Origin of the sequence: Rhodococcus kronopolitis, from assembly GCF_042654025.1 — a bacterium.
GTDB lineage: Bacteria > Actinomycetota > Actinomycetes > Mycobacteriales > Mycobacteriaceae > Rhodococcus_G > Rhodococcus_G kronopolitis.
In genome coordinates, this window is the sequence record NZ_JBHSFO010000002.1 from 238,155 (window position 1) to 262,263 (window position 24,109).

General features: G+C 71.2%; 27 protein-coding genes. 9 read left to right on the forward strand and 18 right to left on the reverse strand.

The features are described 5' to 3' along the window. Nucleotide 1: 1 nt before the first annotated feature. From ACFO6S_RS04280 to ACFO6S_RS04315, 8 genes are all read right to left on the reverse strand, one after another. Nucleotides 2-2,347, reverse strand: coding sequence for an ATP-binding protein (locus ACFO6S_RS04280; RefSeq protein WP_378414457.1), 2,346 nt, complete (start codon nt 2,345-2,347; stop codon nt 2-4). Between the two features lie 18 nt (nt 2,348-2,365). After that, nucleotides 2,366-2,767: a Zn-ribbon domain-containing OB-fold protein gene (locus ACFO6S_RS04285; protein WP_378414458.1), complete on the reverse strand. Its 402-nt coding sequence runs from the start codon at nt 2,765-2,767 to the stop codon at nt 2,366-2,368. A 13-nt stretch (nt 2,768-2,780) separates the two neighbouring features. Beyond that, nucleotides 2,781-3,449, reverse strand: a complete 669-nt coding sequence (locus tag ACFO6S_RS04290; protein WP_378414460.1) for a hypothetical protein — start codon at nt 3,447-3,449, stop codon at nt 2,781-2,783. Between the two features lie 88 nt (nt 3,450-3,537). Continuing rightward, nucleotides 3,538-4,218, reverse strand: coding sequence for a hypothetical protein (locus ACFO6S_RS04295; protein WP_378414462.1), 681 nt, complete (start codon nt 4,216-4,218; stop codon nt 3,538-3,540). An 18-nt stretch (nt 4,219-4,236) separates the two neighbouring features. Further along, nucleotides 4,237-5,220: an LLM class F420-dependent oxidoreductase gene (locus ACFO6S_RS04300; protein WP_378414463.1), complete on the reverse strand. Its 984-nt coding sequence runs from the start codon at nt 5,218-5,220 to the stop codon at nt 4,237-4,239. A gap of 62 nt (nt 5,221-5,282) precedes the next feature. Next, the gene (locus ACFO6S_RS04305; RefSeq protein WP_378414465.1) at nt 5,283-5,825 is read right to left on the reverse strand and encodes a DinB family protein; all 543 of its coding nucleotides are present in this window, start codon (nt 5,823-5,825) and stop codon (nt 5,283-5,285) included. A gap of 129 nt (nt 5,826-5,954) precedes the next feature. After that, the gene (locus ACFO6S_RS04310; RefSeq protein ID WP_378414467.1) at nt 5,955-7,481 is read right to left on the reverse strand and encodes a glycerol-3-phosphate dehydrogenase/oxidase; all 1,527 of its coding nucleotides are present in this window, start codon (nt 7,479-7,481) and stop codon (nt 5,955-5,957) included. A gap of 25 nt (nt 7,482-7,506) precedes the next feature. Next, nucleotides 7,507-8,106: a TetR/AcrR family transcriptional regulator gene (locus tag ACFO6S_RS04315; RefSeq protein WP_378414469.1), complete on the reverse strand. Its 600-nt coding sequence runs from the start codon at nt 8,104-8,106 to the stop codon at nt 7,507-7,509. 86 nt (nt 8,107-8,192) lie between these two features. Here ACFO6S_RS04315 and ACFO6S_RS04320 point away from each other — a divergent pair, with 86 nt between their 5' ends. Together ACFO6S_RS04320 and ACFO6S_RS04325 are read left to right on the forward strand one after the other, a co-directional pair. Then, nucleotides 8,193-9,773, forward strand: a complete 1,581-nt coding sequence (locus ACFO6S_RS04320) for an FAD-binding oxidoreductase (RefSeq protein ID WP_378415219.1) — start codon at nt 8,193-8,195, stop codon at nt 9,771-9,773. Further along, nucleotides 9,770-10,696, forward strand: a complete 927-nt coding sequence (locus ACFO6S_RS04325; protein WP_378414471.1) for a diacylglycerol kinase — start codon at nt 9,770-9,772, stop codon at nt 10,694-10,696. Before ACFO6S_RS04320 ends, ACFO6S_RS04325 begins: the two co-directional genes overlap by 4 nt. Here ACFO6S_RS04325 and ACFO6S_RS04330 read toward each other — a convergent pair. Beyond that, nucleotides 10,690-11,397 (reverse strand): PIG-L deacetylase family protein, encoded by a 708-nt coding sequence (locus ACFO6S_RS04330; RefSeq protein ID WP_378414473.1) that lies wholly within the window; start codon nt 11,395-11,397, stop codon nt 10,690-10,692. The two genes, ACFO6S_RS04325 and ACFO6S_RS04330, sit on opposite strands and share 7 nt — an antisense overlap. 37 nt (nt 11,398-11,434) lie before the next feature. Beyond that, on the reverse strand, nt 11,435-11,608 hold the full coding sequence (locus tag ACFO6S_RS04335) for a hypothetical protein (protein WP_378414475.1): 174 nt from the start codon (nt 11,606-11,608) through the stop codon (nt 11,435-11,437). A gap of 214 nt (nt 11,609-11,822) precedes the next feature. On the opposite strand from ACFO6S_RS04335, the gene ACFO6S_RS04340 reads away from it, so the two are divergent. From ACFO6S_RS04340 to ACFO6S_RS04350, 3 genes are read left to right on the forward strand one after another with little or no spacing between them, the layout of a single operon-like run. Continuing rightward, nucleotides 11,823-12,431 carry a biotin transporter BioY gene (locus ACFO6S_RS04340; protein ID WP_378414477.1) on the forward strand — a complete coding sequence of 203 codons (609 nt, stop codon included), beginning with the start codon at nt 11,823-11,825 and terminating at the stop codon, nt 12,429-12,431. An 11-nt stretch (nt 12,432-12,442) separates the two neighbouring features. Next, nucleotides 12,443-13,123, forward strand: a complete 681-nt coding sequence (locus ACFO6S_RS04345) for an energy-coupling factor ABC transporter ATP-binding protein (RefSeq protein WP_378414479.1) — start codon at nt 12,443-12,445, stop codon at nt 13,121-13,123. Further along, a complete protein-coding gene (locus ACFO6S_RS04350; RefSeq protein WP_378414480.1) occupies nt 13,120-13,725 on the forward strand; it encodes an energy-coupling factor transporter transmembrane component T family protein in 606 nt (201 codons plus the stop codon). Before ACFO6S_RS04345 ends, ACFO6S_RS04350 begins: the two co-directional genes overlap by 4 nt. Here ACFO6S_RS04350 and ACFO6S_RS04355 read toward each other — a convergent pair. Next, nucleotides 13,722-14,309, reverse strand: coding sequence for a GNAT family N-acetyltransferase (locus ACFO6S_RS04355; RefSeq protein WP_378414482.1), 588 nt, complete (start codon nt 14,307-14,309; stop codon nt 13,722-13,724). The genes ACFO6S_RS04350 and ACFO6S_RS04355 overlap by 4 nt on opposite strands. A gap of 100 nt (nt 14,310-14,409) precedes the next feature. Here ACFO6S_RS04355 and ACFO6S_RS04360 point away from each other — a divergent pair, with 100 nt between their 5' ends. Both ACFO6S_RS04360 and ACFO6S_RS04365 read left to right on the forward strand, forming a co-directional pair. Beyond that, on the forward strand, nt 14,410-15,054 hold the full coding sequence (locus tag ACFO6S_RS04360; RefSeq protein ID WP_378415221.1) for a ClpP family protease: 645 nt from the start codon (nt 14,410-14,412) through the stop codon (nt 15,052-15,054). After that, nucleotides 15,054-15,650, forward strand: coding sequence for an ATP-dependent Clp protease proteolytic subunit (locus tag ACFO6S_RS04365; RefSeq protein WP_378414484.1), 597 nt, complete (start codon nt 15,054-15,056; stop codon nt 15,648-15,650). The genes ACFO6S_RS04360 and ACFO6S_RS04365 overlap by 1 nt, the downstream gene beginning before the upstream one ends. Before the next feature lie 6 nt (nt 15,651-15,656). Here the strand turns inward: ACFO6S_RS04365 and ACFO6S_RS04370 are convergent, their stop codons facing one another. From ACFO6S_RS04370 to pgsA, 5 genes are all read right to left on the reverse strand, one after another. Continuing rightward, nucleotides 15,657-16,058, reverse strand: a complete 402-nt coding sequence (locus ACFO6S_RS04370; RefSeq protein ID WP_378414486.1) for a helix-turn-helix domain-containing protein — start codon at nt 16,056-16,058, stop codon at nt 15,657-15,659. 144 nt (nt 16,059-16,202) lie between these two features. Further along, on the reverse strand, nt 16,203-17,018 hold the full coding sequence (pspA, locus tag ACFO6S_RS04375) for a phage shock protein PspA (RefSeq protein WP_378414488.1): 816 nt from the start codon (nt 17,016-17,018) through the stop codon (nt 16,203-16,205). A gap of 232 nt (nt 17,019-17,250) precedes the next feature. Further along, nucleotides 17,251-17,658, reverse strand: coding sequence for a helix-turn-helix domain-containing protein (locus ACFO6S_RS04380; RefSeq protein WP_378414490.1), 408 nt, complete (start codon nt 17,656-17,658; stop codon nt 17,251-17,253). Nucleotides 17,659-17,744: 86 nt separating this feature from the next. Beyond that, nucleotides 17,745-18,266: a CinA family protein gene (locus ACFO6S_RS04385; protein WP_378414492.1), complete on the reverse strand. Its 522-nt coding sequence runs from the start codon at nt 18,264-18,266 to the stop codon at nt 17,745-17,747. Beyond that, nucleotides 18,263-18,907 (reverse strand): CDP-diacylglycerol--glycerol-3-phosphate 3-phosphatidyltransferase, encoded by a 645-nt coding sequence (gene pgsA / locus ACFO6S_RS04390; RefSeq protein WP_378414494.1) that lies wholly within the window; start codon nt 18,905-18,907, stop codon nt 18,263-18,265. The genes ACFO6S_RS04385 and pgsA overlap by 4 nt, the downstream gene beginning before the upstream one ends. A 123-nt stretch (nt 18,908-19,030) precedes the next feature. Between pgsA and ACFO6S_RS04395 the strand changes: the two genes are divergently transcribed. Both ACFO6S_RS04395 and ACFO6S_RS04400 read left to right on the forward strand, forming a co-directional pair. Then, nucleotides 19,031-19,555 (forward strand): amino-acid N-acetyltransferase, encoded by a 525-nt coding sequence (locus ACFO6S_RS04395; RefSeq protein ID WP_378414496.1) that lies wholly within the window; start codon nt 19,031-19,033, stop codon nt 19,553-19,555. Nucleotides 19,556-19,595: 40 nt separating this feature from the next. Then, nucleotides 19,596-19,883 (forward strand): YciI family protein, encoded by a 288-nt coding sequence (locus ACFO6S_RS04400; protein WP_378414497.1) that lies wholly within the window; start codon nt 19,596-19,598, stop codon nt 19,881-19,883. Between the two features lie 19 nt (nt 19,884-19,902). On the opposite strand, the gene ACFO6S_RS04405 is transcribed toward ACFO6S_RS04400, so the two are convergent. Both ACFO6S_RS04405 and ACFO6S_RS04410 read right to left on the reverse strand, forming a co-directional pair. Further along, a complete protein-coding gene (locus ACFO6S_RS04405) occupies nt 19,903-20,907 on the reverse strand; it encodes a TerC family protein (protein ID WP_378414499.1) in 1,005 nt (334 codons plus the stop codon). Nucleotides 20,908-21,292: 385 nt separating this feature from the next. Further along, complete coding sequence (locus tag ACFO6S_RS04410) at nt 21,293-24,019, reverse strand: DNA translocase FtsK (RefSeq protein ID WP_378414501.1); 2,727 nt, start codon at nt 24,017-24,019, stop codon at nt 21,293-21,295. Between the last annotated feature and the right edge of the window lie 90 nt (nt 24,020-24,109).

Genomic DNA, 24,109 nt, shown 5'->3' on the forward strand with positions numbered 1-24,109 from the left:
CCTACCCGGCCGGACCCGTGTCGTCCACGACGAACCAGGCCACGAGCTGCGTACGTGTCGTGCACCCGAACTTCGCGAGAACGTTCTCCACGTGCCCCTCGGCGGTGCGCTGCGCGATCACCAGACGCTGCGCGATGGCCTTGTTGGTCAGTCCCTGCGCGACGAGTTCCGCGACCTCGCGCTCCCGACGGGTGAGCCGGACGCCCTGCGCGCCGACCCGGGGCGTGGCCCGCGCCGTGGAGTGGAGGGCGTAGGCGACCGCCGCGTCGATGTCGAGATCCCGACCGCGGCGGTAGGCGGCCTCGAAGGCGCGTTGACCGAGGACCCGGCCGGCGTCCTCCCACACCCGGTCGTGATGCCCGTGCAGGTCCCGGATGACGATCGTCGGGTTGCCCGCGGCCTCGCCGACCGAGACCGCGGCACCCATCAGCACCGCGGCCCGCTCGGCCTCGCCCTCGTCCGACGCGATCCAGGCGAGGGTCTCGAGACAGCTGGACGTCGCGAGCGGATCGCCGACCTCGCGGGTCAGCCTCAGTCCCGCTTCGATCAGGTCCCTGCTGCGGGCCAGCTCACGACGCTGGAAGAGCGCGATCCCGAGGGTCCACATCACGTACGACCGGTACATCGTCTCCCCGTGGGACGTGGTGATGGCCAGGGCCTCCTCCTGGCAGGCGATCGCACGGTCGGGGTCGCCCCACACCCCCCGCGCCAGGGCGAGCCCGAACAGCGCCTCGACCTGCTGGAGCAGGTCGCCCTCGGCCCGGAATCCCTCGACGGCCGACTCGAAGCAGTCCACCGCGCGCGGCAGGTCGCCGGAGAACATGGACAGGAAGCCGGTGCCGAGGTCGAGCAGCGTCCTCGTCGCCGCGTCGTCCACCCGGTCGACCAGCCCGCGCATCTCCTCGATCTGCGACCGCGCGGTGTCGATGTCGCCGTGCATCTCGGCGAGCACGCTGTTGGCGCACAGGCCGGGGATCCGCTCGGCGGGCCCGTGCCCGTCGGGGCAGGCGAGGGCCCGGTCCAGCCAGCTCTTGGCCTCGCCGTACAGACCACGCGAGATCCAGTACTGGTACAGCGCGACGGCCATCGTCAGCCCGGACCCCGACTCCCCGGGCTCGCCCACGCAGAACTCGAGTGCGTCGCGCAGGTTCGGCTGCTCCCGGGTGAGCCGGTCGGCCCACTCCAGTTGGCGCGGGCCGATCCATTCGGCCCGCGCCAGCCGTGCCAGGTCCTCGAACCAGTCCCGGTGCCGACGACGCGTGTCGGGGTACTCCCCGGCGTCCTGCAGCTTCTCGCGCCCGTACTCGCGCATGGTCTCGAGCAACCGGTACCGGACGACCTCGCCCGCCTGCTCCCTGATCAGGATCGACTTGTCGACCAGCGAGGCCAGCACGTTGGCCAACCCGTCGGCAAAACCGTCGCCGCAGACCGCCGCGGCAGCGTCGAGTTCGAAGCCGCCTGCGAACACCGCCAACCGCCGCCACAGTGTCCGCTCCGCCTCGCCCAGCAGGTCGTGGCTCCAGTCGATGCACAGCCGCAGCGTCTGCTGACGGGACGGGGCGACTCGGCTGCCTGCCGTCAGCAGCCGGTACCTGTCGGTGAGCCGCTGCAGCACCTGCTCGACCGAGAGCGCCCGCAGCCGGGCCGCGGCCAGCTCGATCGGCAACGGCAGCCCTTCGAGCCGCTGGCAGATCCGGGTCACCGCCACCCTGTTGTCCTCGCTGAGGTCGAAGCCGGGGACCGCCGCGGCGGCACACTGGGTGAACAGCTTGACCGCGTCGTAGCGCGGCAGCCCGCGAACCGTCGAGGCCCGGTCGGAATCGGGCACCGTGAGCGGAGGCACCCGCAGCACCGCCTCCTCACCCGTGGCCAGTGCCTCCCGGCTGGTCGCCAGGATCCGCAGTCCGGCTGCGGCGGGGAGCAGCGACTCGGCCAGTGCCCCGACCTCGTGCACCAGGTGTTCGCAGTTGTCGATCACCAGCAGCAGCTGCCGGTCGGCCAGGAAGTCGGCGAGGAGCACCTGCGCCGGGCGGCCGATCTGCTCCCGCAGGCCGAGCGCGGCCGCGACCGTGTCGGCGACGAACGCCGGGTCGCGCAGTCCGCCGAGTTCCACCAGCCAGACCCCGTCCTCGAACGTGGGCTGCAGGGTTGCGGCGACCCGCAGCGCGAGCCGGGTCTTACCGACACCACCCATGCCGGTCAGGGTCACCAGGCGCGACTCGGACAGCAGCCGACGAACCTCCGCCAGTTCGCGGCGACGGCCGACAAAATTGGTGAGCTCGTGCGGGAGGTTACCCACCCGCTCGCGCGCCACAGACGGCATCGGGCGGCGTCCCTTCGTGGTCACGGCGCCGCTACGCTGCTGCTACGCGGCGCACCTGACGAAACAAGGGTATCGCTCCCCCGGGTCCGAATGATCGAATCGCACCCTGATCGGATCGAGGTGGCTGTTCGCCGCCGCGCCCTCGATCCAGGCACAGACCCAGGGTCCGTCGTCGAGGGCCACGACCGCGATCGTGCAGGGGACGGGGTGTCGCCCGCGGTGGGGCGGAAGCTCGACCACCGTGCGCGAGACGATCCAACCCGTCCCGGAGGACCGCAGCCACGACAGGTCACAGCGGTCACAGCCGGTGCAACTCCAGGCATCCGGCGCGAGCCGCGTCTCGCAGTGTGTGCAGCAGCGGATCATCAACGCGGCAGGCGGGTCGTCGGCGGGGCTGGTCTCCGCCCGGGCGTGGTGGGACATCCGGCACTCGTCGCGGATCATCCGACGTCCGCGCCTATCCCGCCCGGCGATCGGTGTCGCCGACTGTCCCGGCGATTGCGAGCGCCGCACCGCGGCGATCGGTGTCGCCGACTGTCCCGGCGATTGCGAGCGCCGCACCGCGGCGGTCGCTGCACCGAGGCTCGTCACCGATCAGGGCATATGCCGCCGACAGGCCCAGCAGGGTCGAGATCTGATCCTCCTCGCCGCCCGCCCGGCGCGAGGCGAGCGCGTCCTCGAAGCAGTACACCGCGCCGCGCAGGTCGTCTCCGAAGACGGCCAGGTACGCGGTGGCCTCGGCCACGAGCGCGGCCAACCTGAGGTCGCCGTGCCGCGCCGCGGCGTGGCCGGCCCGGTCCACCAGCGCCTCGGCCGCCTCGAGGTCGCCGTCGTACCCGGCCAGCACGCTGTCGACGCACAGCGCCGTCACCCGATCCGCGATCTCCGACCGGCCCTGGTCGTCGCGGGCATGGCCGAGTTCACGCACGATCCTCGACAGGAACACCGCGCCCGTCATCCACAGGGATGCCTCCACCTCCCCCGGCTCCGTCGGGCACCACTCCCACGTCTCGCGAACGGTCGGCTGCTCGCTCAGCAACCGCTCCTCCCACTCCGACGCGTGCGAGCCGAGTTGTCCGGCGGGATCCGCCACCGTACTGCGGTGAGCGCGGTGGGGCTCGGTCACGGATTCGAACATTGGTCACCTCGGTGTCGCGGGGTTTCTGGGGTGGCACCAGCGTCCGTGTCGCAGGTACCCCCCGACCAGGTGAGAACTACCTGGATTTGCCGTCCGTCCTCGCCCCCGGCCGGCGCGCGAGGATGAAGACACTGATCACCAGCACCCACGCGGGGAACACCAGCGTCACCCAGAGACTGAGGCTGACCACGAGCAGCAGGGTCAGCGACAGCAGGTACGTCGTCACCACCAGCCAGCGCGGCATCAGCCCGGTGCGCAGCCAGATCGTGCCGAGCGAGATCATGAACACCCCGGCCATCCGCACCGCGTAGACGTTGCTGACCTGCAACATCAGCTCGCGGCCGAAGTAGACGATCTCGGCCTCGGAGCCGCCCGAGTGCCGGGACAACGCGAGGATCCCGCCGGCGACGGCCGTCGAGACGAAGGTCATGGCCAGGAACAGCAGTCCGCTGCCGAGGAACACCGTCGCGAAGAACCGGTCCTCGAGGTCGCCCAGGCGGTCGCGGACGACGCCGATGAACCACAGGAACGCGATGCCCGCGAACGGCGCCAGCACCAGCGCGGCGGACATCCGCGTCGCGGCGCTCCCCGTCCAGGCGCTCCGGGCCAACGGATCGGCAGGCAGCGCGGTGCGCATCAGCACCAGGCTGACCCCGAAGAGGATCCCGAAGGCGATGCCGGCGACCGCCGCCGACCGAGGCGTCGTCAGCCGCCGGAACCTCTCCTCAGGCCGCTCGGAGCCGGGTCCGACCGTCACGTCGCCGTGCCCCGGTGGTCAGTCGGTCACCAGCGGGCGCAGGGCCGCGCCCGCCAACTCCACGATCCCCGGCTCCTCTCCGTTGGCGACGAGGTTGATCACGATCCCGTCGACGCCGTGGTCGAGGACCCGGGTCTGGATCTGTTCGGCCACCTCGTCCGGGTTGCCGACGAACTGCCGGTCGGTGGCGGCGGCCCGGTCCCCCGGCGAGAGCGTCGACAGGTCGACGCCGCGCGAGAGCAGGAACTCGCGCTGTAGCTGCCGCGCGCGGTCGCCGTCCTCGTCGATCATCACGAACGCGAGGAAGCTCGTCTCGAGGGTGCCGCGGTCGCGGCCCGCCTCCTCGCAGCGCTGGGCCAGCGCGTCGAGCTTGCGCGGCAGCTCCGAGGCGTTGCAGATGATGTTCAGGTGGTCGGCGTAGCGGGCCGCGAAGCCGAAGGTCTTCTTCTCGCCGCCGCCACCGAGCAGCACCGGCAGGTCGTCACGGATGCGGGGCTCGTTGATCGCGCCCTCCGTCCGGTACCACTTGCCCTCGAACGTCGGCCGCTGCCCGCGCAGCATCGGCACGATGATCTCCAGCGCCTCCCCGAGCCGTTCGAACCGCTCGGTGAAGGTGCCGAACTCGTAGCCGAACTGGCGGTGTTCGAGCTCGAACCAGCCGGCCCCGATGCCGAGCACCGCACGCCCGCCGCTGACCACGTCCAGGGTGGTGACGGTCTTGGCCAGCATCGGCGGGTTGCGGTAGGTGTTGCCGGTGACCAGCGCGGAGAGCTGGATGCTCGAGGTCGACGCCGCCAGGCCGGCCAGCGCGGTGTAGGCCTCGAGCATCGGCTCGTCCGGTTCCCCGATGCCGGGCAACTGGTAGAAGTGGTCCATCACGAAGGCGGTGTCGAAGCCCGCGGCCTCCGCCTCCTTCGCCTGGGCGACGACGGTGGGGAAGAGCTCCCGGACCGGCTTCGCGTAGCTGAAGTTGGGCATCTGGTATCCGAGTCGAATGCTCACAGAGCCCGACGCTACTCCCGCGGGACCCGGCTCCGCCGGGTGAACTTCGCCCCCGCGGCGGGTCAGAACTCCATGCCGGCGTCCGCACCCATCTGCATGGTCGTGTTCGCCCCGTCCAGCGACTCGCGGATGATGTCCGCGTGCCCCGAGTGGTGCGCGGTCTCCCGGATGACGTGCAGCAGAACCTTTCTCGCCGTCCACCATTCGCGTTCCGGCGACCACGGCGCGGTCGGCAGCGGGACGAGCAGGTCCAGGTCGGGCAGCGACGCCACCGCCGCCTCGGTCGCGGCGGCGACGGCGTCGTACTCCGCGAGCAGCGCCTCGACGGTGTCGCCGTCGCCCACCGTCCAGGACGCGGTAGCGGTCGCCATGTCGAACTCGGCGGTCTCGTCGCGTTCGAGCAGCGTCACGAGCCAGTTCCGTTCGGTGCCCGCCACGTGCTTGAGCAACGCGGCCAGGGTCAGCTCGCTCGCCGTCGACCGGGTGCGCGCGCCGTCGTCGTCGAGCCCGCGATAGGCGATCAGGAACGTCCGACGCTGGTCGGCGAGGATCGAGAGGATGTCGGCGCGCTCGCCGGTCAGTTCGGGCTGCGGGGAGATGGTCACGGTGTGGTCCCTTCCTTGAAGTGGGTAGGGACCACGCTACGAACGAATGCGGACAGGATCGGTCCTAAATCGTCCCGGCCCGGCAAAATTTGTCGGCGACGACCGACCGCCGGGCCCGCGACCCGGAATTCAGCTGCGCGCCAACGCCTCCGTCGCCGCGGCCAGCGCCCGCTCCCGGTCGGCGGGGACCAGCCCGATCCGGGTCCGCCGGTCCAGCAGGTCGTCGGCGTCGAGCGCACCCTCGTGGCTCACCGCAAAGGCCAGCTCGGCGTGGGTGACGTCGATGCCCTCGGCAACCGGCGTCAACTCCCCGGCGCGGGCCACCGCCGCGGACTCGGCCCCGTACCGGGCCGTCAGCGACTCGGGCAGGTCCCGCGGGGACGGACCGTCGCCGGGCTCGGCACCGGCACCCACCAGCGGCAGGTCCGCGGTCAGGCACGGCCCGGCCTCGAGCCCGCTCTCGCGCACCGCCAGGTCGATCGCGTCCTGCGCCATCTTCCGGTAGGTGGTGAGCTTGCCGCCGACCACGCTGATCACCCCGGTCGCCGAACGCAGCACGGCGTGGTTGCGCGAGAGGTCCGCGGTCGAGCCCTCGCCGGTGTCCAGCAGCGGCCGCAGCCCCGAGTAGGTGGCCAGCACGTCGTCACGGGTCAGCGGGGTGCCCAGCGCGGTGTTCACCGTGTCCAGCAGGAAGTCGACCTCGAAGTCGGCGGCGGTCGGCACGTCGGGGATATCGCCCTCGACGGCCTCGTCGGTCAGGCCCAGGTACACCCGTCCGAGCTGCGCAGGCAGCGCGAACACGAATCGGTTGGTTTCCCCCGGGATCGGCACGGTCAGGGCCGCGGTCGGGTTGCCGAGCGCCTCGGCCGAGAGCACCAGGTGGGTGCCGCGGCTGGGCTTGAGCTTGATCTCGGGGTCGATCTGGCCGGCCCACACGCCGCCGGCGTTGACCACGGCCCTGGCCCGGACGGTCAGCTCCTCGCCGGTCAGCTCGTCGCGCAGCAGGGCGGAGTCGCCGGTCACGTCGTAGGCACCGACCCGGGTCAGCACGGTCGCGCCGCGCAGGGCCGCGGTCCGGGCCAGCGCGACCACCAGCCGGGAGTCGTCGACGAGCTGGCCGTCGTAGGCCAGCAACCCGCCGCGCAGCCCCTCGCGCCGGACCGCGGGCGCCAGCGCCGCGGCCCGGTCCGCGGAGACCCGCCGCGACCGCGGCAGCACCGACGAGGGCGTCCGAGCGGTCGCCCGCAACAGGTCACCGGCGAGGAAACCCGTTCGCACCAGCGACTTCTCGAACGCGCCGACCGAGGGCAGCAGCGGCACCAGCTGCGGCATCGCCCGGACCAGGTGCGGGGCCGTGCGGGTCATCAGGATGCCCCGCTCGACGGCGCTCTCGCGCGCAATCCCGACGTTGCCGGTGGCCAGGTAGCGCAGCCCGCCGTGCACCAGCTTCGAGCTCCACCGGCTGGTGCCGAAGGCCAAGTCGTGACGCTCGACCAGCAGCACCCGCAGCCCGCGGGCGGCGGCGTCGAGCGCGGCGCCGACGCCGGTGACGCCGCCGCCGATCACCAGCACGTCGACCTCCGGGCGGTCGCCGAGTGCGGCGAGGTCGCGGGAGCGTCGGTCCGCGTTGAGCGCGGACAGGGAGTAGGGATGCACGGTGAGCTCCTCCTGGGGCGGGCGGCTAGCGGGGGGTGAGGTAGGCGTCGACGGCCAGGCGCAGCTCCGCGACCAGGGCGTCGGGCGCGAGCACGTCGGCGACGATGCCTGCGGACTGGACGGCGGACTGCGCGATCAGCAGCACCATGGTCGCGAGCGCCGCGGGATCGCCTGCGCGGATCGAGCCGTCGCGCTGACCGGCCGCGACGACGGGGGCGAGCACGTCGACGATGGCGCGCTGGCTGGCACCGAGCCGGTCCACGATGTACGGGACCAGCAGTTCCGGGTCCGAACGGACGATCTTGACGAACAGCGGGTGGGTGCGCACCTTCTCGGCCACCTCGACGACGCCGTTCACCAGCTGCTCGCGGGCGCCGTTCGGGCCGGACATCTCGGGCAGCGCCTGGCGAATCTCCCGGGTGAGCAGGTCCCCGACCACGGCGCGGGTGTCCGGCCAGCGCCGGTAGACGGTCGGGCGGCTGACGCCGGCGCGGCGGGCGATCTCGGCGAGGGTGGTCCGGCGCAGGCCGAACTCCAGCACGCAGGTCCGGGCCGCGTCGAGGATCAGGTCGTCGACGCTGGGCGCGGCATCACGGACGCCGGAATCTTCGTTACGGATAGACATCGTGTGTAACACTGTAACGCATGACCGACACCACAGCGCCTCGTTCGCAGTCGCCACTCGCCCGCCCCGACACCGAGGCTCCCACCATGGAGTGGGACGCGTGGGGTGTCGGCGAGTTCCGTAAGCAACTCTCCCCGCAGGTCGTCTCGCTGCTGCAGGCCGCGCTCGGGGTGTCCGCCGAGCAGGCGCCGCCGCCCGCCGAGTCCGACGCCGTGCTCCGCCCGACCGCGCTGACGCCCGCGCACCGGGACGCGCTCGAGGCGCTGCTCGGCGCCGATCACGTGCGCACCGACGACGCCACCCGACTGCGTCACGCCGGCGGCAAGAGCACCCCTGACCTGTTGCGCCGCAAGGACACCGGACCGCAGGACGCCCCCGATGCGGTGGTCCTGCCCGGTTCGCACGACGAGGTACTGGCCCTGCTGCAGTGGTGTGCGGACCAGTCCGTCGCGTCCGTCCCGTTCGGCGGCGGCACCAGCGTGGTCGGCGGCGTCGACCCGGTCCGCGGCGACTTCGCCGAGGTGCTCGCGCTCGACCTGCGCCGGCTCGACGCGCTGGTGAGCCTCGACGCGGTCTCCGGCATCGCCGTCCTCGAGGCCGGCGTCACCGGCCCGCAGGCCGAGGCACTGCTCGGGGCACACGGATTCTCGCTCGGGCACTTCCCGCAGAGCTTCCAGTTCGCCACCATCGGCGGGTTCGCCGCGACGCGGTCGTCCGGACAGGCCTCCGCCGGCTACGGACGGTTCGACGACATGGTCGAGCGGATCACCGTCGCCACCCCGTCCGGCACCCTCGACCTCGGACGCGGCCCGGGCTCCGCCGCCGGCCCCGACCTGCGTCAGCTGTTCGTCGGTTCCGAGGGCACCTTCGGGATCATCACCTCCGTCGCGGTCCGGGTGCACCCGGTCCCCGAGACCACCGCCTACCAGGCGTGGTCGTTCCCCGACTTCGAGACCGGCGCCGCCGCGCTGCGCACGGTGATCCAGACCGGCGCCGCGCCGACCGTCATGCGGCTGTCCGACGAGGCCGAGACCGGACTCAACCTGGCCCTTGCTTCCAAGGTCGGCGGCGAGAGCCCCACCGCGGGCTGCCTGTCCGTCACCACCTTCGAGGGCACCGCCGCGCACGTGCAGTCGCGCTACGCCGAGGCCACCGCGGTGCTCACCGCCGCGGGCGGCACCGCCCTCGGCGAGCAGCCGGCCCGGGACTGGGAGCACGGCCGGTTCGACGCGCCGTACCTGCGCGACGCGCTGCTCAACGCCGGCGCCGTCGTCGAGACACTCGAGACCGCGACCACCTGGTCCAACCTCTCGAACCTGCGCGGCGCGGTCACCACCGCGCTCACCGAATCGCTTGCCGGGCAGGGCACCCCGCCGCTGGTGATGTGCCACATCTCGCACACCTACCCCACCGGCGCGTCGCTGTACTTCACGGTCGTCTGCGCCCAGGCCGCCGATCCCCTCGCGCAGTGGGCCGTCGCCAAGAGGGCCGCGGGCGACGCCATCGTGGCCGCGGGCGGCACCATCACCCACCACCACGCCGTCGGCCGCGACCACCAGCCGTGGATGCTCGACGAAATCGGCGAGCTGGGCGGCACCGTGCTGCGGGCGGTCAAGGACGCACTCGACCCCACCGGCATCCTCAACCCTGGCAAGCTGCTGCCATGACACGATCGGTCACCGTCCTCACCAACCCTGCCGCGGGCAACGGCCACGCCCCGGAGGCCGCGGCCACGGCCGTGGCCCGGCTGCGCGAACTCGGCGTCACCGTGACCGAGATCGAGGGCCGCGACGCCGCCGAGGCGCTCACCCTGGCCCGTCAGGCGGTCGCCGCCGGCACCGACGCCCTGGTCGCCGCCGGCGGCGACGGGCTGATCAGCATCGCATGGCAGGCACTGGCCGAAACCGGTGTGCCACTGGGCATCATCCCCGGCGGCACCGGCAACGACCACGCGCGTCAGCTGCACATCCCGGTCGACGACCCGGCCGCGGCCGCCGACGTGATCGCGCACGGCGAGATCGCCACCCTCGACCTCGGCCGCGCAGGCGACCGCTGGTTCGGCACCGTGCTCTCGAGCGGCTTCGACTCGCTGGTCACCGACCGAGCGAACCGGATGCGATGGCCGCGCGGCCCGATGCGCTACAACGCCGCGATGCTCGTCGAGTTGGCGCAGCTCAAGCCGATCCCCTACCGGATCGTGCTCGACGACCAGACGATCGAACTGGACGCGGCGATGGTGACGGTCGGCAACGGCACCTCCTACGGGGGCGGCATGCTGATCACCCCGAACGCCCGTTTCGACGACGGACTGCTCGACGTGACCGTGGTGACCGCCGGCAGCCGGCTCAAGCTGATCCGGCTGTTCCCGACCGTCTACAAGGGCACCCACGTCGACCTCGACGAGGTGCAGACGTTCCGCTCCCGCAAGATCCGGCTGGAGGCGCCGCGGGACGGCATCGGCGGGACCGTCATCACGCCGTACGCCGACGGCGAGCGGCTGGACCCGCTGCCGCTCGACATCGTGGCGGTGCCGAACGCGGGCCGGGCGATCGTCGGGGCGCCGCTGCACGGCGGACCGGGCGGTCAGTAGGAGTACAGCTCGAAGGCCACCGCCCGTTGCGCCGGGAAACCGTCCTTCGGTGCGGTGGCCATCTCGATCTGGTTCGCGGCCTGCTCCGCCACGTCGGTCGCACTGAGCGCCTCGAGGTACCGCCGGTGTTCGGTCAGCGAGGCGACGGCGAGCGCCACCGTCTCGGTGACGTCGACGGCGTGGGTGGCCCCGACCATGACGTTGACCGCGACCCAGCGCACCCCCGCCCACGGCGGCTCGGTCAGCTCGGGGAAGATCCACGCGTTGGCGGCGTCGGACACCGCGTCGAGCACCGAGATCCCGAGCGCGCGGTGATCGGCGCTGTTGAGGTGGCCGGGCGCCCACGTCTCACGAAAGTTCATGGTGGCCACGAACTCCGGGCGGTGCCGCCGGATCGCCGCGGCGAGCGAGGCCCGCAGCGCCAGGTCCGCCTGCAGTCGCCCGTCCGGGTGGCCCAGGAACTCGACCTCGCTGACCCCGACGACCGCGGCCGAGCGCCGCTCCTCATCCTCGCGCAGCAGGCGGCACTCGTCCGGCGCGATCCCGTCGATTCCGGCCTCGCCGCTGGTCGCCAGGACGTACCGGACGTCCTTGCCCTGCGCGGTCCACCGGGCGACCGCCGCGGCGCACCCGTACTCGATGTCGTCGGGGTGGGCCACGATCACCACACCGCGCTGCCAGTCCTCGGGAATCTGGTCCATGGTCCTCAGTGTGCCGCGACCGGCGCCGCTCCCGGCGTCAGAGCCGGGTGACGTCGTGCGTGTCGGAGCCCGACATCGCCTTGAACAGCAGGTACAGCCCGAAGATCACGGCACCGATCACCAGCACCGAGAACAGGCTCTTGACCAGTACGCCGACCACGGCCAGCGCGATCCAGACCACGGCCACGATCCCCACGACCTTCCAGAACACTTCCGGCCTCCTTCGATTTGCCGAACCACCACGACTTGGCTGTCCGGTCCGTCCAGCGTTGCACGCATCCGGCCCGAGATCACCAGCCGAGCGAGAAGATGGGGGAAAGATCGGGGTGATCCCCCAGGTCCCCGGCAGCGCGCCCCCGAGGGGTGCGGGCGGGTGAACTAAACTCGCCGGGTTACCCGCCCCGTTTCCCCAGGAGTCTGACGCCGTGTCCACCAGCCCCACCGACGCGTCGCGGTTCACCGCGCGCGACCTCGCCCAGGTCGCGGTGTTCGCCGCGCTGATCATCGCCCTGGGACTGCCCGGCACCATCACGATCGGCGGCGGTGGTGTCCCGATCACCCTGCAGACCCTCGGCGTGATGCTGGCAGGCGCGCTGCTCGGCGCCCGCAAGGGCGTGCTGTCGGTGCTGACCGTCATGGCGCTGGGACTGGCGCTGCCGGTGCTGGCAGGCGGCCGCACCACCCTGACCTCGCTGGCCGGGCCGACGGCCGGGTTCCTGATCGGGTGGCTCCCCGCAGTCGCGCTGATCGGCTGGCTCACCGTCAAGGCCGTGCCCCGGTACAACGTGCTGGTCGGCACCGCGATCAACGCGCTGGGCGGAATCGTGGTGCTCTACGCCTGCGGCATCGCCGGCCTGATGTTGCGCACCGACCTGACGCTGTGGGCGGCACTGACCACCAACTTCACGTTCCTGCCCGGTGACGCCGTCAAGGCCGTGGTCGCGGCGGTCGTGGCCGTGCAGGTCCACCGCGCGTACCCGGTGCTGCTGGCGTCGAGCGTGGCGGCACGGCGGCCGGCCGTCGACCCGGCCTGACGCCGACCCCGATGACCGAGATCCGGTTCGAGTCCGTCACCCACCGTTACGGCGACCGCCCGGTGCTCGCGGACGTCACCCTCGACCTCACCGAACGACGGATCGGGATCGTCGGCGCCAACGGCAGCGGCAAGTCCACCCTCGCCCGGATGATCAACGGCCTGGTCCTGCCCACCGGCGGCCGGGTCACCGTCGACGGGCTCCACACCGCGCGCGACGGTCGCAAGGTCCGGCGCAAGGTGGGCTTCGTCTTCACCGACCCCGACCACCAGATCATCATGCCGACGGTCGCCGAGGACATCGCGTTCTCGCTGCGCCGGACAACCCTGCCCGCCACCGAACGCGCGGCCCGGGTCGCCGCGGTGCTCGCGGAGTTCGGCTTGGCCGGGCACGCCGAGCACCCGACGCACCTGCTCTCCGGCGGCCAGAAGCAGCTGCTCGCGCTCGCCGCGATCATGGTCACCGAGCCGGAGGTGATCGTCGCCGACGAGCCGACCACGCTGCTGGACCTGCGCAACACCCGGCGCGTGGCGCAGACCCTCGCGGCGCTGCCGCAGCAGGTGATCGTGGTGACCCACCAGCTCGGCCTGCTCGCCGACTTCGACCGGGTGCTGGTGGTCGACGCCGGCCGGGTCGTGGCGGACGGGCAGCCGGGCGAGTCGATCGAGTTCTACCGCCGGCTCGTCGAATGACCACGCTGGGCCTCTACCGTTCCGGCGACTCGGTGCTGCACCGGATGTCCGCGGCCACCAAGCTTGCGGGCCTGGTCGTGGTGCTGATCGCGATGACCGTCGCGGTTCGCGCACCGTGGCAGCTGGTGCCCGCGGCCGCGGTCGTGGTCTGCGGGTACGCGGTGGCCCGGGTGCCGGTCCGGGTGGCGCTGAGCCAGCTCCGCCCGGTGCTGTGGATGCTGCTGTTCGTCGGGGCGTTCCAGGTGATCTTCACCGGGTGGCGCCGGGCACTGGTGGTGTGCGGGGTGCTGCTGCTGTCCGTGGCTGCCGCGGCACTCGTCACGCTGACCACCCGCGTGCTCGACATGCTCGACGCCGTCCAGTCCCTCCTGGCGCCGCTGCGCCGGTTCGGCGTCAACCCGGACCGGGTGGCGCTGGTGCTGGCGATGACGCTGCGCTGCGTACCGCTGCTGGCCGGGCTCGTCTCCGACGTGACGGAGGCCCGCAAGGCCCGTGGCCTCGGCTTCTCGCTGCGTGCGTTGGCAGTGCCGGTGATGATCGGCGCCCTTCGAACCGCCGACGCGATGGGCGAGGCCCTGGCGGCCCGCGGCGTCGACGACTAGGCCCGATGCGCGGCCCGACGGTGCATCCGCCACACCTGCGGCCCGCCGTCGAGCGCGACGTGGCCGGTGACCACGAACCCGTGGCGTTCGTAGAGGGCCAGGTTCCGGTCGGTCGAGGTGTCCAGGCTGCAGGCGCGGCTGTGTCGGTCCAGTTCCTCCAGGCCGGTCGCCAGCAGCGCTCCACCCAGCCCGGCGCCCTGACCTGCGCGGGCGACCCCGACGGTCGCGAGGGTCCAGGCGTCGGGATCGGCCGGGAGCCTCGACAGCTGGTCCTCGGCCTCGGCCAGTCGCCCGACCCGGTCGCCGTGCAGCTCGACGATCCTCGAGACGACGCTCTCGTCCGGCTCCGGCACGTCCGGTGGGACGAACGCCGCCACCCCGCTACCCGTCGCGTCGATGTCGGCCGCGCCGTACGGCAGCGCCAGGTGTTCGAGGTAGATGCGCTGCAACCCGGCGAGACGTTCGGTGTGGGCATCGGCGGCCACGCACCAGTCGGTCCACGGGTAGCCGGTGAAGGCGTCCGCCAGGACGGCCGCCGCGCGGTCGAGATCGCCCGCCCGCATCGGTCGAACAGAATTCTCCATGCCCTGACACAACCACGGAGGGATCGAACGACGCCAGTCGTCATCGGCGGGTGTCGACTCCGACCTGTTCGGCGCGGCCGCGTCTGCCCTTGGCAGACAAATCGATTCGCGCCAACGCCGGCCCGATACAACGGAATGCATGAACGAGAAATCGCCCATGGACTACCGCGACCAACTCACCGACCGCCTGTTCCGCCAGCGCACCCTGCTGCTCACCGGGGAGGTGAACGACGAGATGGCCGAGCGGGTGTGCGCCGAACTGGTGCTGTTGGCCACCGCCGACGCCGACCGTGACGTCGTCCTGTACATCAACTCGCCCGGCGGTTCCGTGCTGGCCGGGCTGGCCATCTACGACACCATGAAACTGATCCCCAACGACGTGGTGACCGTGGCCCTCGGCTTCGCCGCCAGCATGGGCCAGGTGCTGCTCGCCTCGGGTACCCACGGCAAGCGGATCAGCCTGGCGCACAGCCGGATCATGATGCACCAGCCGTCGGCCGGGATCGGCGGCACCGCAATGGACATCGCCATCCAGGCGGACAACTGGGAGTACATGAAGCGGCAGTCGGAGGAGATCCTCGCGGCGGAGACCGGACGCCCCGTCGAGGAGATCGCGGCCGACAGCGACCGTGACCGCTGGTTCACCCCGGAGCAGGCCCGCGCCTACGGGATCGTCGACGAGGTCGTCGACTCCTTCGCCCAGATCGCGCCCTTCGCGACCGCCGGACGGATCGGGCTGCAGTGATGTCCCAGTACACGATTCCGAACGTCATCGAGCGGACACCGGCAGGCGAACGGTCCTTCGACGTGTTCAGCCGACTGCTCAACGAGCGAATCGTCTTCCTGGGCACCGAGGTCGACGACGGCGTCGCGAACGTCGTGATGGCGCAACTGCTGCACCTCGAGGCGGAGGCACCGGACCGGGAGATCGGGCTGTACATCAACTCCCCCGGCGGATCGACCACCGCGATGCTCGCGGTCTACGACACCATGCAGTTCCTGCGCCCACAGGTCGCGACCTACTGCATGGGTCAGGCCGCGTCGGCGGCGGCGGTCCTGCTCGCCGCGGGGGCGCCCGGCAGGCGGCACATGCTCGCACACTCCCGGGTGTTGCTGCACCAGCCATCGACCCAGGGGCAGGGCTCGATCTCCGACCTCGCGCTGCAGGCCGCGGAGGTGCTGCGGATCCGGTCGCAGACCGAGGAGATCCTCAGCGCGCACACCGGCCGGGACGTGGCGCAGCTGCGCAAGGACACCGACCGGGACCGGATCTTCACCGCGCAGGAGGCTGTCGACTACGGCCTCGCCGACCAGGTTATCGTCGCCCGCGACGCCGGCTGAGTGCGCCTACGCGGCCAGCAGTTCCACTGAACCTCGATCGCTCCGCAGGCTCCGCTCCCGCGGCAGGCCGGACGGAACGCCCGTTCCGGCCCGCCGCAGGACGGCCAGTCGCCGCACACCACGGGCCAGCAGGTGCTCGAGCGGCAGGCCGAGCGCGCCGCACACCGAGTGCAGCATCTCCGACGACGGCTCCTTGCGCCCGCGCTCGACCTCGGACAGGTACTGCTTGGACATGCCGACCGCGCGCGCGACCTCGGCGAGGGTGCGGTCCTGGTCGCGGCGCTCGTCACGCAGGATCTCGCCGTAGACCGTGCGCAACAGCGGCGCCGGGGCGTCCGCGCTGCCGGGACCCCGCCGGGCGCGGCGCCGGGCGGCGAGATCTACGACGGTGCGGTCCGCTGCAGCCATGGCCCGAGTCTTCCACCAGGCGGCGAACGCCATGCCGCTGTTCACCCACGGCGGACCCCGCAACCCGCCGCTCGGTCGGACACGACGACGGGGGCCGACCGGACAGTGTCCGGTCGGCCCCCGTTGTCGCGGTGGGTCTGGGTACTACTGCGCGGTCGGGCCCGCGGCCTCCGGCTTTGCGGCCGGGGTGGCCGGTGCGGCGGCCGGGGTCGCGGCGCCGCCGGCGGGCAGCGTGTCGCCCTTCATGGAGGCGCGGATCTGCTCGAGACGGCTGTGACCGGCCATCTGGACGCTCGCCTGCTCGACCTCCATCATCCGGCCCTGAACCGAGTTGCCGGCCAGCTCCGCGGAGCCGAGCGCGTCGGCGTAGCGGCGCTCGATCTTGTCGCGCACCGAGTCCAGGCTGGGGGTGTTGCCCGGCGCGGACAGCGTGCTGTCCATCGAGCGCAGCGACTCGCTGACCTTCTCCTGCATCTTGGCCTGCTCGAGCTGGCTGAGCAGCTTGGTGCGCTCGGCCACCTTGGCCTGCAGTGCCATCGCGTTCTGCTCGACGGCCTTCTTCGCCTGGGCGGCAGCCTGCAGCGACTGGTCGTGCAGCACCTTCAGGTCCTCGACGTTCTGCTCCGCGGTGACGAGCTGAGCGGCGAACGCCTCGGCGGCGTTGGTGTACTGGGTCGCCTTCTCGACGTCACCCGCGGTGGCGGCCTGATCGGCGAGTGTGACCGCCTGACGCGTGTTGGCGTTGAGCTTCTCGATCTCGTCGAGCTGCCGGTTGAGCTTCATCTCGAGCTGGCGCTGATTTCCGATCACCGACGCGGCCTGCTGCGAAAGCGCCTGGTGCTGGCGCTGTGCGTCCTCGATGGCCTGTTGGATCTGCACCTTGGGGTCGGCCTTCTCCTCGATCTTCGAGTTGAAGAGCGCCATCAGGTACTTCCACCCCTTGACGAACGGATTAGCCATGGATTTGATCCCGCCTCCATCTGATGCGCCGCGCGTAACGCGACCCGACACGCGACCGTCACGCACCGGTACAAGGGCTGCGCCCCACCTGCTCGTCTGTCCTACCTGCGTGCCGCACTTCGCGTTCGGCACGCTGATGTCTCGCTCACAAATCTACAATGTCGGCGCGCTCGCCGTCCGTTGCCGCGGGCAAACCGGCCCGCATGTCGCCCGCACCGGACGTCGCCGCCGACTACGCCGCCGCGTAGGCCGGGGCCGGCGGCGCCGCGATCACCATGCGGGGGTCCTCCCCGATCCGGGCGGCCGCGTCGAGCACCGGGTGCTTCGCCGTGCCCGGCAGCTGGCTCGGCGCCAGGGACTCCTCACGCGCGGCACGGGACTCGGCAGCGGCGTGTGCACGCCCGCCGCCGTCGGCGAGCGACTCGCTGACGTCGTAGAGCACGTCCGAGAGCGGCACCTCGAGAGCCGAGCAGATCGCGGCCAGGAGCTCGCTGGAGGCCTCCTTGCGGCCGCGTTCCACCTCGGAGAGGTATCCGAGGCTCACCCTCGCGGAGCTCGAGACCTCACGCAGGGTTCGGCTCTGCGACACCCGCGTGCGCCGCAGACTGCCGCCGATTGCTTCACGCAACAAGACCGTCATCCGGCTCCTCCTTCTTCGATCCGGCTGTCGAACTACCCAGCCGACTGCTCAGTTAACGCCACACCGACCCGAATTGGTTCCCGACCCTATCGCGGGACCCCGACATCGAGGCGAGCGAGGAGCCCCGACACCGCTGCGTCGACCGCCGCGGCACGAACTGCCCACCTGTCTCCGGGCAGTGCCAGGTCGATCACGCCTATGCCATCCGGTCCGGCAATGCCCAGGTAAACCGTACCCACCGCGTGTCCGTCCTGTTCGTCGGGTCCGGCGACACCGGTCAGCCCGACCCCCCAGTCGGCCCCGCAGCGGGTCTGTGCACCCCGGGCGAGCCCCGCCGCGGTGCGCCCGGCCACCGGGCCGTCCGCCGCGAGGAGGTCGGGATCGACGCCGGCGAGCGTCGCCTTCAGGTCGGTGGCGTAGACGATCAGGCCGCCGCGCAGCACCACGCTCGCGCCGGGCACCCCCGCGACGGTCGCGGCCAGCAGGCCGCCGGTCAGGGACTCGGCGGTGGCCATCGTCTGTCCCCGGCTCGTCAGCGCCGCCACCAGCTCCACCGCACGGGTGCCGGGGACAAGGGGGTCCAGCGGGCAGGCCGGCGGGGGCGTCACTTCGGCGGGTGGTGGACGCCGGCCCGCAACCGGATCGACTGGACCACGTAGTCGAGCCCGGTGACCACGGTGAGCAGCACGGCAAGCGCCATCAGCGTCACGCTGACGGGCGCCCACGCGTCGGGAAGGGGCAGCAGGTACATGCCGATCGCGAACGACTGCACGAGTGTCTTGGCCTTGCCGCCGCGACTCGCGGGGATGACTCCGTGCCGGAGCACCGCGAACCGAAGCACCGTCACACCCAGCTCACGGATCGCGATGATCGCGGTCACCCACCACGTCAGCTCACCGAGCATCGACAGGCCCACCAGCGCGGCACCGATCAGAGCCTTGTCCGCGATCGGGTCCGCGAGCTTGCCGAAATCGGTGACCAGCCCGTACTTCCGGGCCAACTGGCCGTCGATCCGGTCGGTGATGGCGGCGACGGCGAAGATCACCGTCGCGATGATCCGCCAGGTGGTCGACTCCCCGTCGTCGACGAAGAGCGCGGCCAGGAACACCGGGACCAGCAGGATCCGGAGCACGGTCAGGATGTTGGCGATGTTGACCAGCGGCACCTGGTGCTCGTGTGCCGACTCGTCAGTGGTCGGCACCTCGGCGGCGTCGCCCCGTTCGGTCGCGTCGTGGGACTGTGCGGTCATCCGGACACCCACCGATCGACGTAGAACTCCCGCACGCCCATCCGGGCGTCGAGTCGAAGCAAATCAGTTGGGACCGGCACAGGGACCAGAATATCGTTTGCAGCGACCGCTAATGTGCAGCGCATGACTTCAGGCCCCCGCGTTTCGGATCCTGCCACACCCACGGTCCGGCGCGCCCGCACCTCCGACGTGCCGGAGATCAAGCGTCTGATCGACATCTACGCCGGTCGGATCCTTCTCGAGAAGAACCTGGTGACCCTCTACGAGGCTGTCCAGGAATTCTGGGTGGTGGAGATCGACGGCGCGGTGGTCGGGTGTGGCGCGCTGCACGTGCTGTGGTCCGATCTCGGCGAGATCCGCACCGTCGCAGTCGATCCGGCGGTCAAGGGCCGCGGCACGGGCCACCTGGTGGTCGCGCAGCTGATCGAGGTGGCGCGCCAACTCGACCTGCAGCGGGTGTTCGTGCTCACCTTCGAGGTGGACTTCTTCGGCCGGCACGGATTCGTCGAGATCGAGGGCACGCCCGTCACCGCCGAGGTGTACGCCGAGATGTGCCGGTCCTACGACACGGGCGTCGCCGAGTTCCTCGACCTGAGCTATGTGAAGCCGAACACCCTCGGCAACACCCGACTGCTGCTTACCCTCTGACCGCCACATTCCCCGTCACTGCCGAGAGCGAGAAACCTCCATGCCCCTGTTCGCCGTCCAGTACACCTACAGCGCGTCCACGTCCGATCGTCGCGACGTGGTTCGACCCGAGCATCGCGGCTGGCTGGCCGACGGCGTGGAGTCCGGCGTGCTCGTCAGCGTCGGTCCGTACCCGGACGGCAGCGGCGCGCTGATCGTCGGTGACGCCGCCGACGAGACCGCGATGCTCGCCCTGCTCGCGCAGGATCCGTTCGCGCGGGACGGCCTGATCGACGCGGTCCGCTGCGTGGAGTGGAACCCGATCATGGGACTGCTCAGCGACCGCTGAGCAGCCCCACGCGGGCCGGTCAGGACTTGGCGTCGACCTCGGCGGTGTCGCCGGAGTCGTTGCGGGTCTTGATCAGGCTCGCGACGGTGGTGATCACCAGCACGCCGAGGATCACCAGCAGCGACATCCCCGTGCTGATCTCCGGCACCGAGACGTGCTCGCCGCCGTTGATGAACGGCAGGGTGTTCTCGTGCAGGGCGTGCAGCACCAGCTTGACGCCGATGAACGCAAGGATGATCGAGAGGCCGTAGGACAGGTACACCAGGCGCTCGAGCAGGCCGCCGATCAGGAAGTACAGCTGACGCAGGCCCATCAGGGCGAAGGCGTTGGCGGTGAAGACGATGTACGCCTCGCTGGTGAGACCGTAGATCGCGGGGATCGAGTCCAGCGCGAAGAGCACGTCGGTGAAGCCGATTGCAACCAGCGCCAGCAGCAGCGGCGTCACGACGCGCTTGCCGTTGATCTTGGTGACCAGCTTGTCGCCGTCGTACTCGTCGGTGGTCGGCAGGACCTTCTTGACGAGCCGGATGATCCGGCTGTCCCGTTCCTGCTCCACCTCGACCTCGTTGCCGTGCTCCTTGACCAGCTTGATCGCGGTGTAGACCAGGAAGAAGCCGAACAGGTAGAACACCCAGCTGTACGCGTTGATCGCGGCGGCGCCGACGGCGATGAAGGCACCGCGCATCACCAGTGCCATCACGATGCCGATCAGCAGCACCTTCTGCTGGTACTGCCGTGGGACGGCGAAGGTCGACATGATGATGACGAAGACAAACAGGTTGTCGACCGACAGGGCCTTCTCGGTCACGTAGCCGGCGAAGTACTCACCGCCGTAGGTCCCGCCCCAGATCCAGGTGACGATCACGCCGAACACCAGCGCAATGGTGATGTAGACGGCGGACCAGAACGCGGACTCGCGGAAGGTCGGTGCGTGCGGGGTTCGCACGTGCGCGAAGAAGTCGAAGACGAACAAGCCGAGGATCACCAGACAGGTGATGATCCAGACAGCGGGGGTGATGTGCATTGAGTGCATCCTCCGGTTGCCGTGCATAAGGGAACCGGAGGTCTCTCCCGCCGACCTAGGTCGACCGGCAGACCCGGACCGACAATGGTGTCGATCGTGTTGACGGGCGTGCCACAGGAACGGGGATACTCCCCTCCAAGCTCCCCCATTCAACCACAGTCCCGCACCCCGTCACTCCAGCCCCTCCCGCCCCGGCCCGCCCCACCGGCTCCCGGCCGCCATCGAATGAACGGAAGCGTTCATTCGATCAGATCGAATGAACGTACCGTTCACTCGGCGACGCGGCGGCACACGACGACGCGACGGTCCCTGCCCGCGGCAGCACACGGCGCCGCGACGGGACGCGAGCGTCTCGTTCGGGGCCGGCCTCTCTACGAGGGGGCCGTCAGTCCTCCTCGGACGCGGCCTCGGGGTCGCCGCCGCGGATGGACCACAGCAGCCCGTCCAGCTCGTCGGGCTTGATCAGCACGTCGCGGGCCTTCGAACCCTCGGACGGCCCGACGACGCCGCGGGTCTCCATCAGGTCCATCAGCCTGCCGGCCTTGGCAAACCCGACCCGCAGCTTGCGCTGGAGCATCGAGGTGGAACCGAACTGGCTGGTGACCACCAACTCGACCGCCTGCAGCAGCACGTCCATGTCGCCGCCGATGTCCGGGTCGACGTCCTTCTTGTCCGCCGCCTTCGACGCGGTGACACCGTCGGTGTACTCGGGCTCGGCCTGCGTCTTGGCGAAGTCGACGATCGCGGCGATCTCTTCGTCGGTGATGAACGCGCCCTGCAGACGGGTCGGCTTGCCGGCGCCCATCGGCAGGAACAGCGCGTCGCCCATGCCGATCAGCTTCTCCGCGCCCGGCTGGTCCAGGATCACCCGGGAGTCGGTCAGCGACGACGTCGCGAAGGCCAGCCGGGACGGCACGTTCGTCTTGATCAGGCCGGTCACCACGTCCACCGACGGACGCTGGGTCGCCAGCACCAGGTGGATGCCGGCGGCACGCGCCTTCTGGGTGATCCGCACGATCGCCTCCTCGACGTCGCGCGGGGCGGTCATCATCAGGTCCGCGAGCTCGTCGACGATCGCGAGGATGTACGGGTACGGCCGGTACACCCGCTCGCTGCCGAGCGGCGCGGTGATCTCGCCGGACCGGACCTTGGCGTTGAAGTCGTCGACGTGCCGGACCTTGTTGGCCTGCATGTCCTGGTAGCGCTGTTCCATCTCCTCGACCAGCCACGCCAGCGCGGCCGCCGCCTTCTTCGGCTGGGTGATGATCGGCGTGATCAGGTGCGGGATCCCCTCGTACGGGGTCAGCTCGACCATCTTCGGGTCGATCAGGATCATCCGGACCTCGTCCGGGGTGGCCCGGGCCAGCAGCGAGACCAGCATCGAGTTCACGAAGCTGGACTTGCCGGACCCGGTGGAACCGGCCACCAGCAGGTGGGGCATCTTGGCCAGGTTGGCGCCGACGAAGTTGCCCTCGATGTCCTTGCCCAGGCCGATCACCAACGGGTGGTGGTCCTTGCGGGTGGACGGCGCGGCCAGCACGTCGGCGAGACGGACCATCTCCCGGTCGGTGTTCGGCACCTCGATGCCGACCGCGGACTTGCCGGGGATCGGGGCCAGCAGCCGGACGTTGTCGGTGGCGACCGCGTACGCGATGTTGCGGGCCAGCGCGGTGATCTTCTCGACCTTGACGCCGGGTCCGAGCTCGACCTCGTAGCGGGTGACGGTCGGGCCGCGGGTGAACCCGGTGACCGCGGCGTCGATCTTGAACTGGTCGAGCACCTCCGTGATGGCCTCGATCATCGCGTCGTTCGCGGCGCTGCCGGTCTTCGGCGGGTCCCCCTCGATCAGCAGACCGGCCGGCGGCAGTGTGTAGTCGCCCTCGACGACCCGGTCCAGGGCCGTCATCGCCGGCTCGTCATCGGGTTCCGGCGCCGGCGGCGGGGTCGGGTGCACGCGGGGCGTCGCCGGCGGAGTCGGCGTCGCCCGCGGTCGCACCGGCGGCGCGACCGGGGCCGCGACCGGCGAGATGACCTCGGTGAACGCCTCGTCCGAGGTCTCCTCGACCGGGTAGTTGGTGGCGCCGGCGGACTCGTCGACCGGGTAGCCGTCGGCGTCGAAGAGCGCCGGGTCGAAGTCGGTGGGATCCTGCCGCGAGCGCGGACGGCGCCGGGCGGGACGGAGGGTGCGCAGGTCGTCGAGGTCGTCCTGGCCGTAGTCGAGGGGCTCGTCGGGCTCCGCGTCGGCGTCCTCGTCGTCGTACGCCCCGTAGGCGTCGTCGTGGCGCCCGGTGCTGAGCAGGGTGCGCACCCGCTCCGGGACCTCCCGGACGGTGGTGCCGGTGATCAGCAGCACCCCGAAACCCAGCGCCAGCAGCAGCAGCGGGAGCGAGAGCCACATGGTCAGGCCGTCCGTGATCGGACCGCCGACGACGTACCCGACGAATCCCGCGCCGTCGGCGCGACCCGGCGCGTCGGTCGGGGCGCCACTGATCACGTGGAAGATCCCGAGCATGGGCAGGCCGATGAGCAGGGATCCGAGGACCAGACGCGGCCGGATCTCGGGCTTGGGCTCGGTGCGCATCAGCGCGACGGCGATCACGACGCCGAGGATCGGCAGCAGCGCGCCCGCGTTGCCGCACAGCGCCCGCACCCCGGTCTCGATCCAGTCGCCGACCGGTCCCCCGGCCCCGAACCACATGGCGGCGGCGACCACCACGCTGCCCGCGATCAGGCCGAGCGCGATGCCGTCGCGGCGATGGCCGTGCTCGATGTCCGCGGCCTTGCCTACGGTTCGGGTGGTGGCGCCGACCCCACGCGCGACCACGGTCCAGCCGCTGCTCAGGCCCCTGCCGACGACCTGCAGCGGTCCGGGTCCGGACTTCGAGGCCGGCTTGCGGCCGGCGGCGTTGCTGCGGGTGGTGGTGCGCGGCGCGGTGGACTTGCGCGGCGTGCTGACCGTCTTGGTGGTGCGACCGCCGGACCGGGGCTTGGCTCCCCCGCTCGTCGGCGAACCGCCCCTCGACGACGCAGACCCCGACGATCCTCGGGGCGCTGTGGAGCGCCCGGAGGACGTCGGGGTCTGTGAGGATCGGGTGCCGGTCTTACCTGCCATGCCTGTCAGGTTAGTCGCTCTGGTCCCACCTGGACCATTCCGCAACACGCGCACCAGAAGCGGTGTCGCGTACCGGCGGTTCGAACGCCT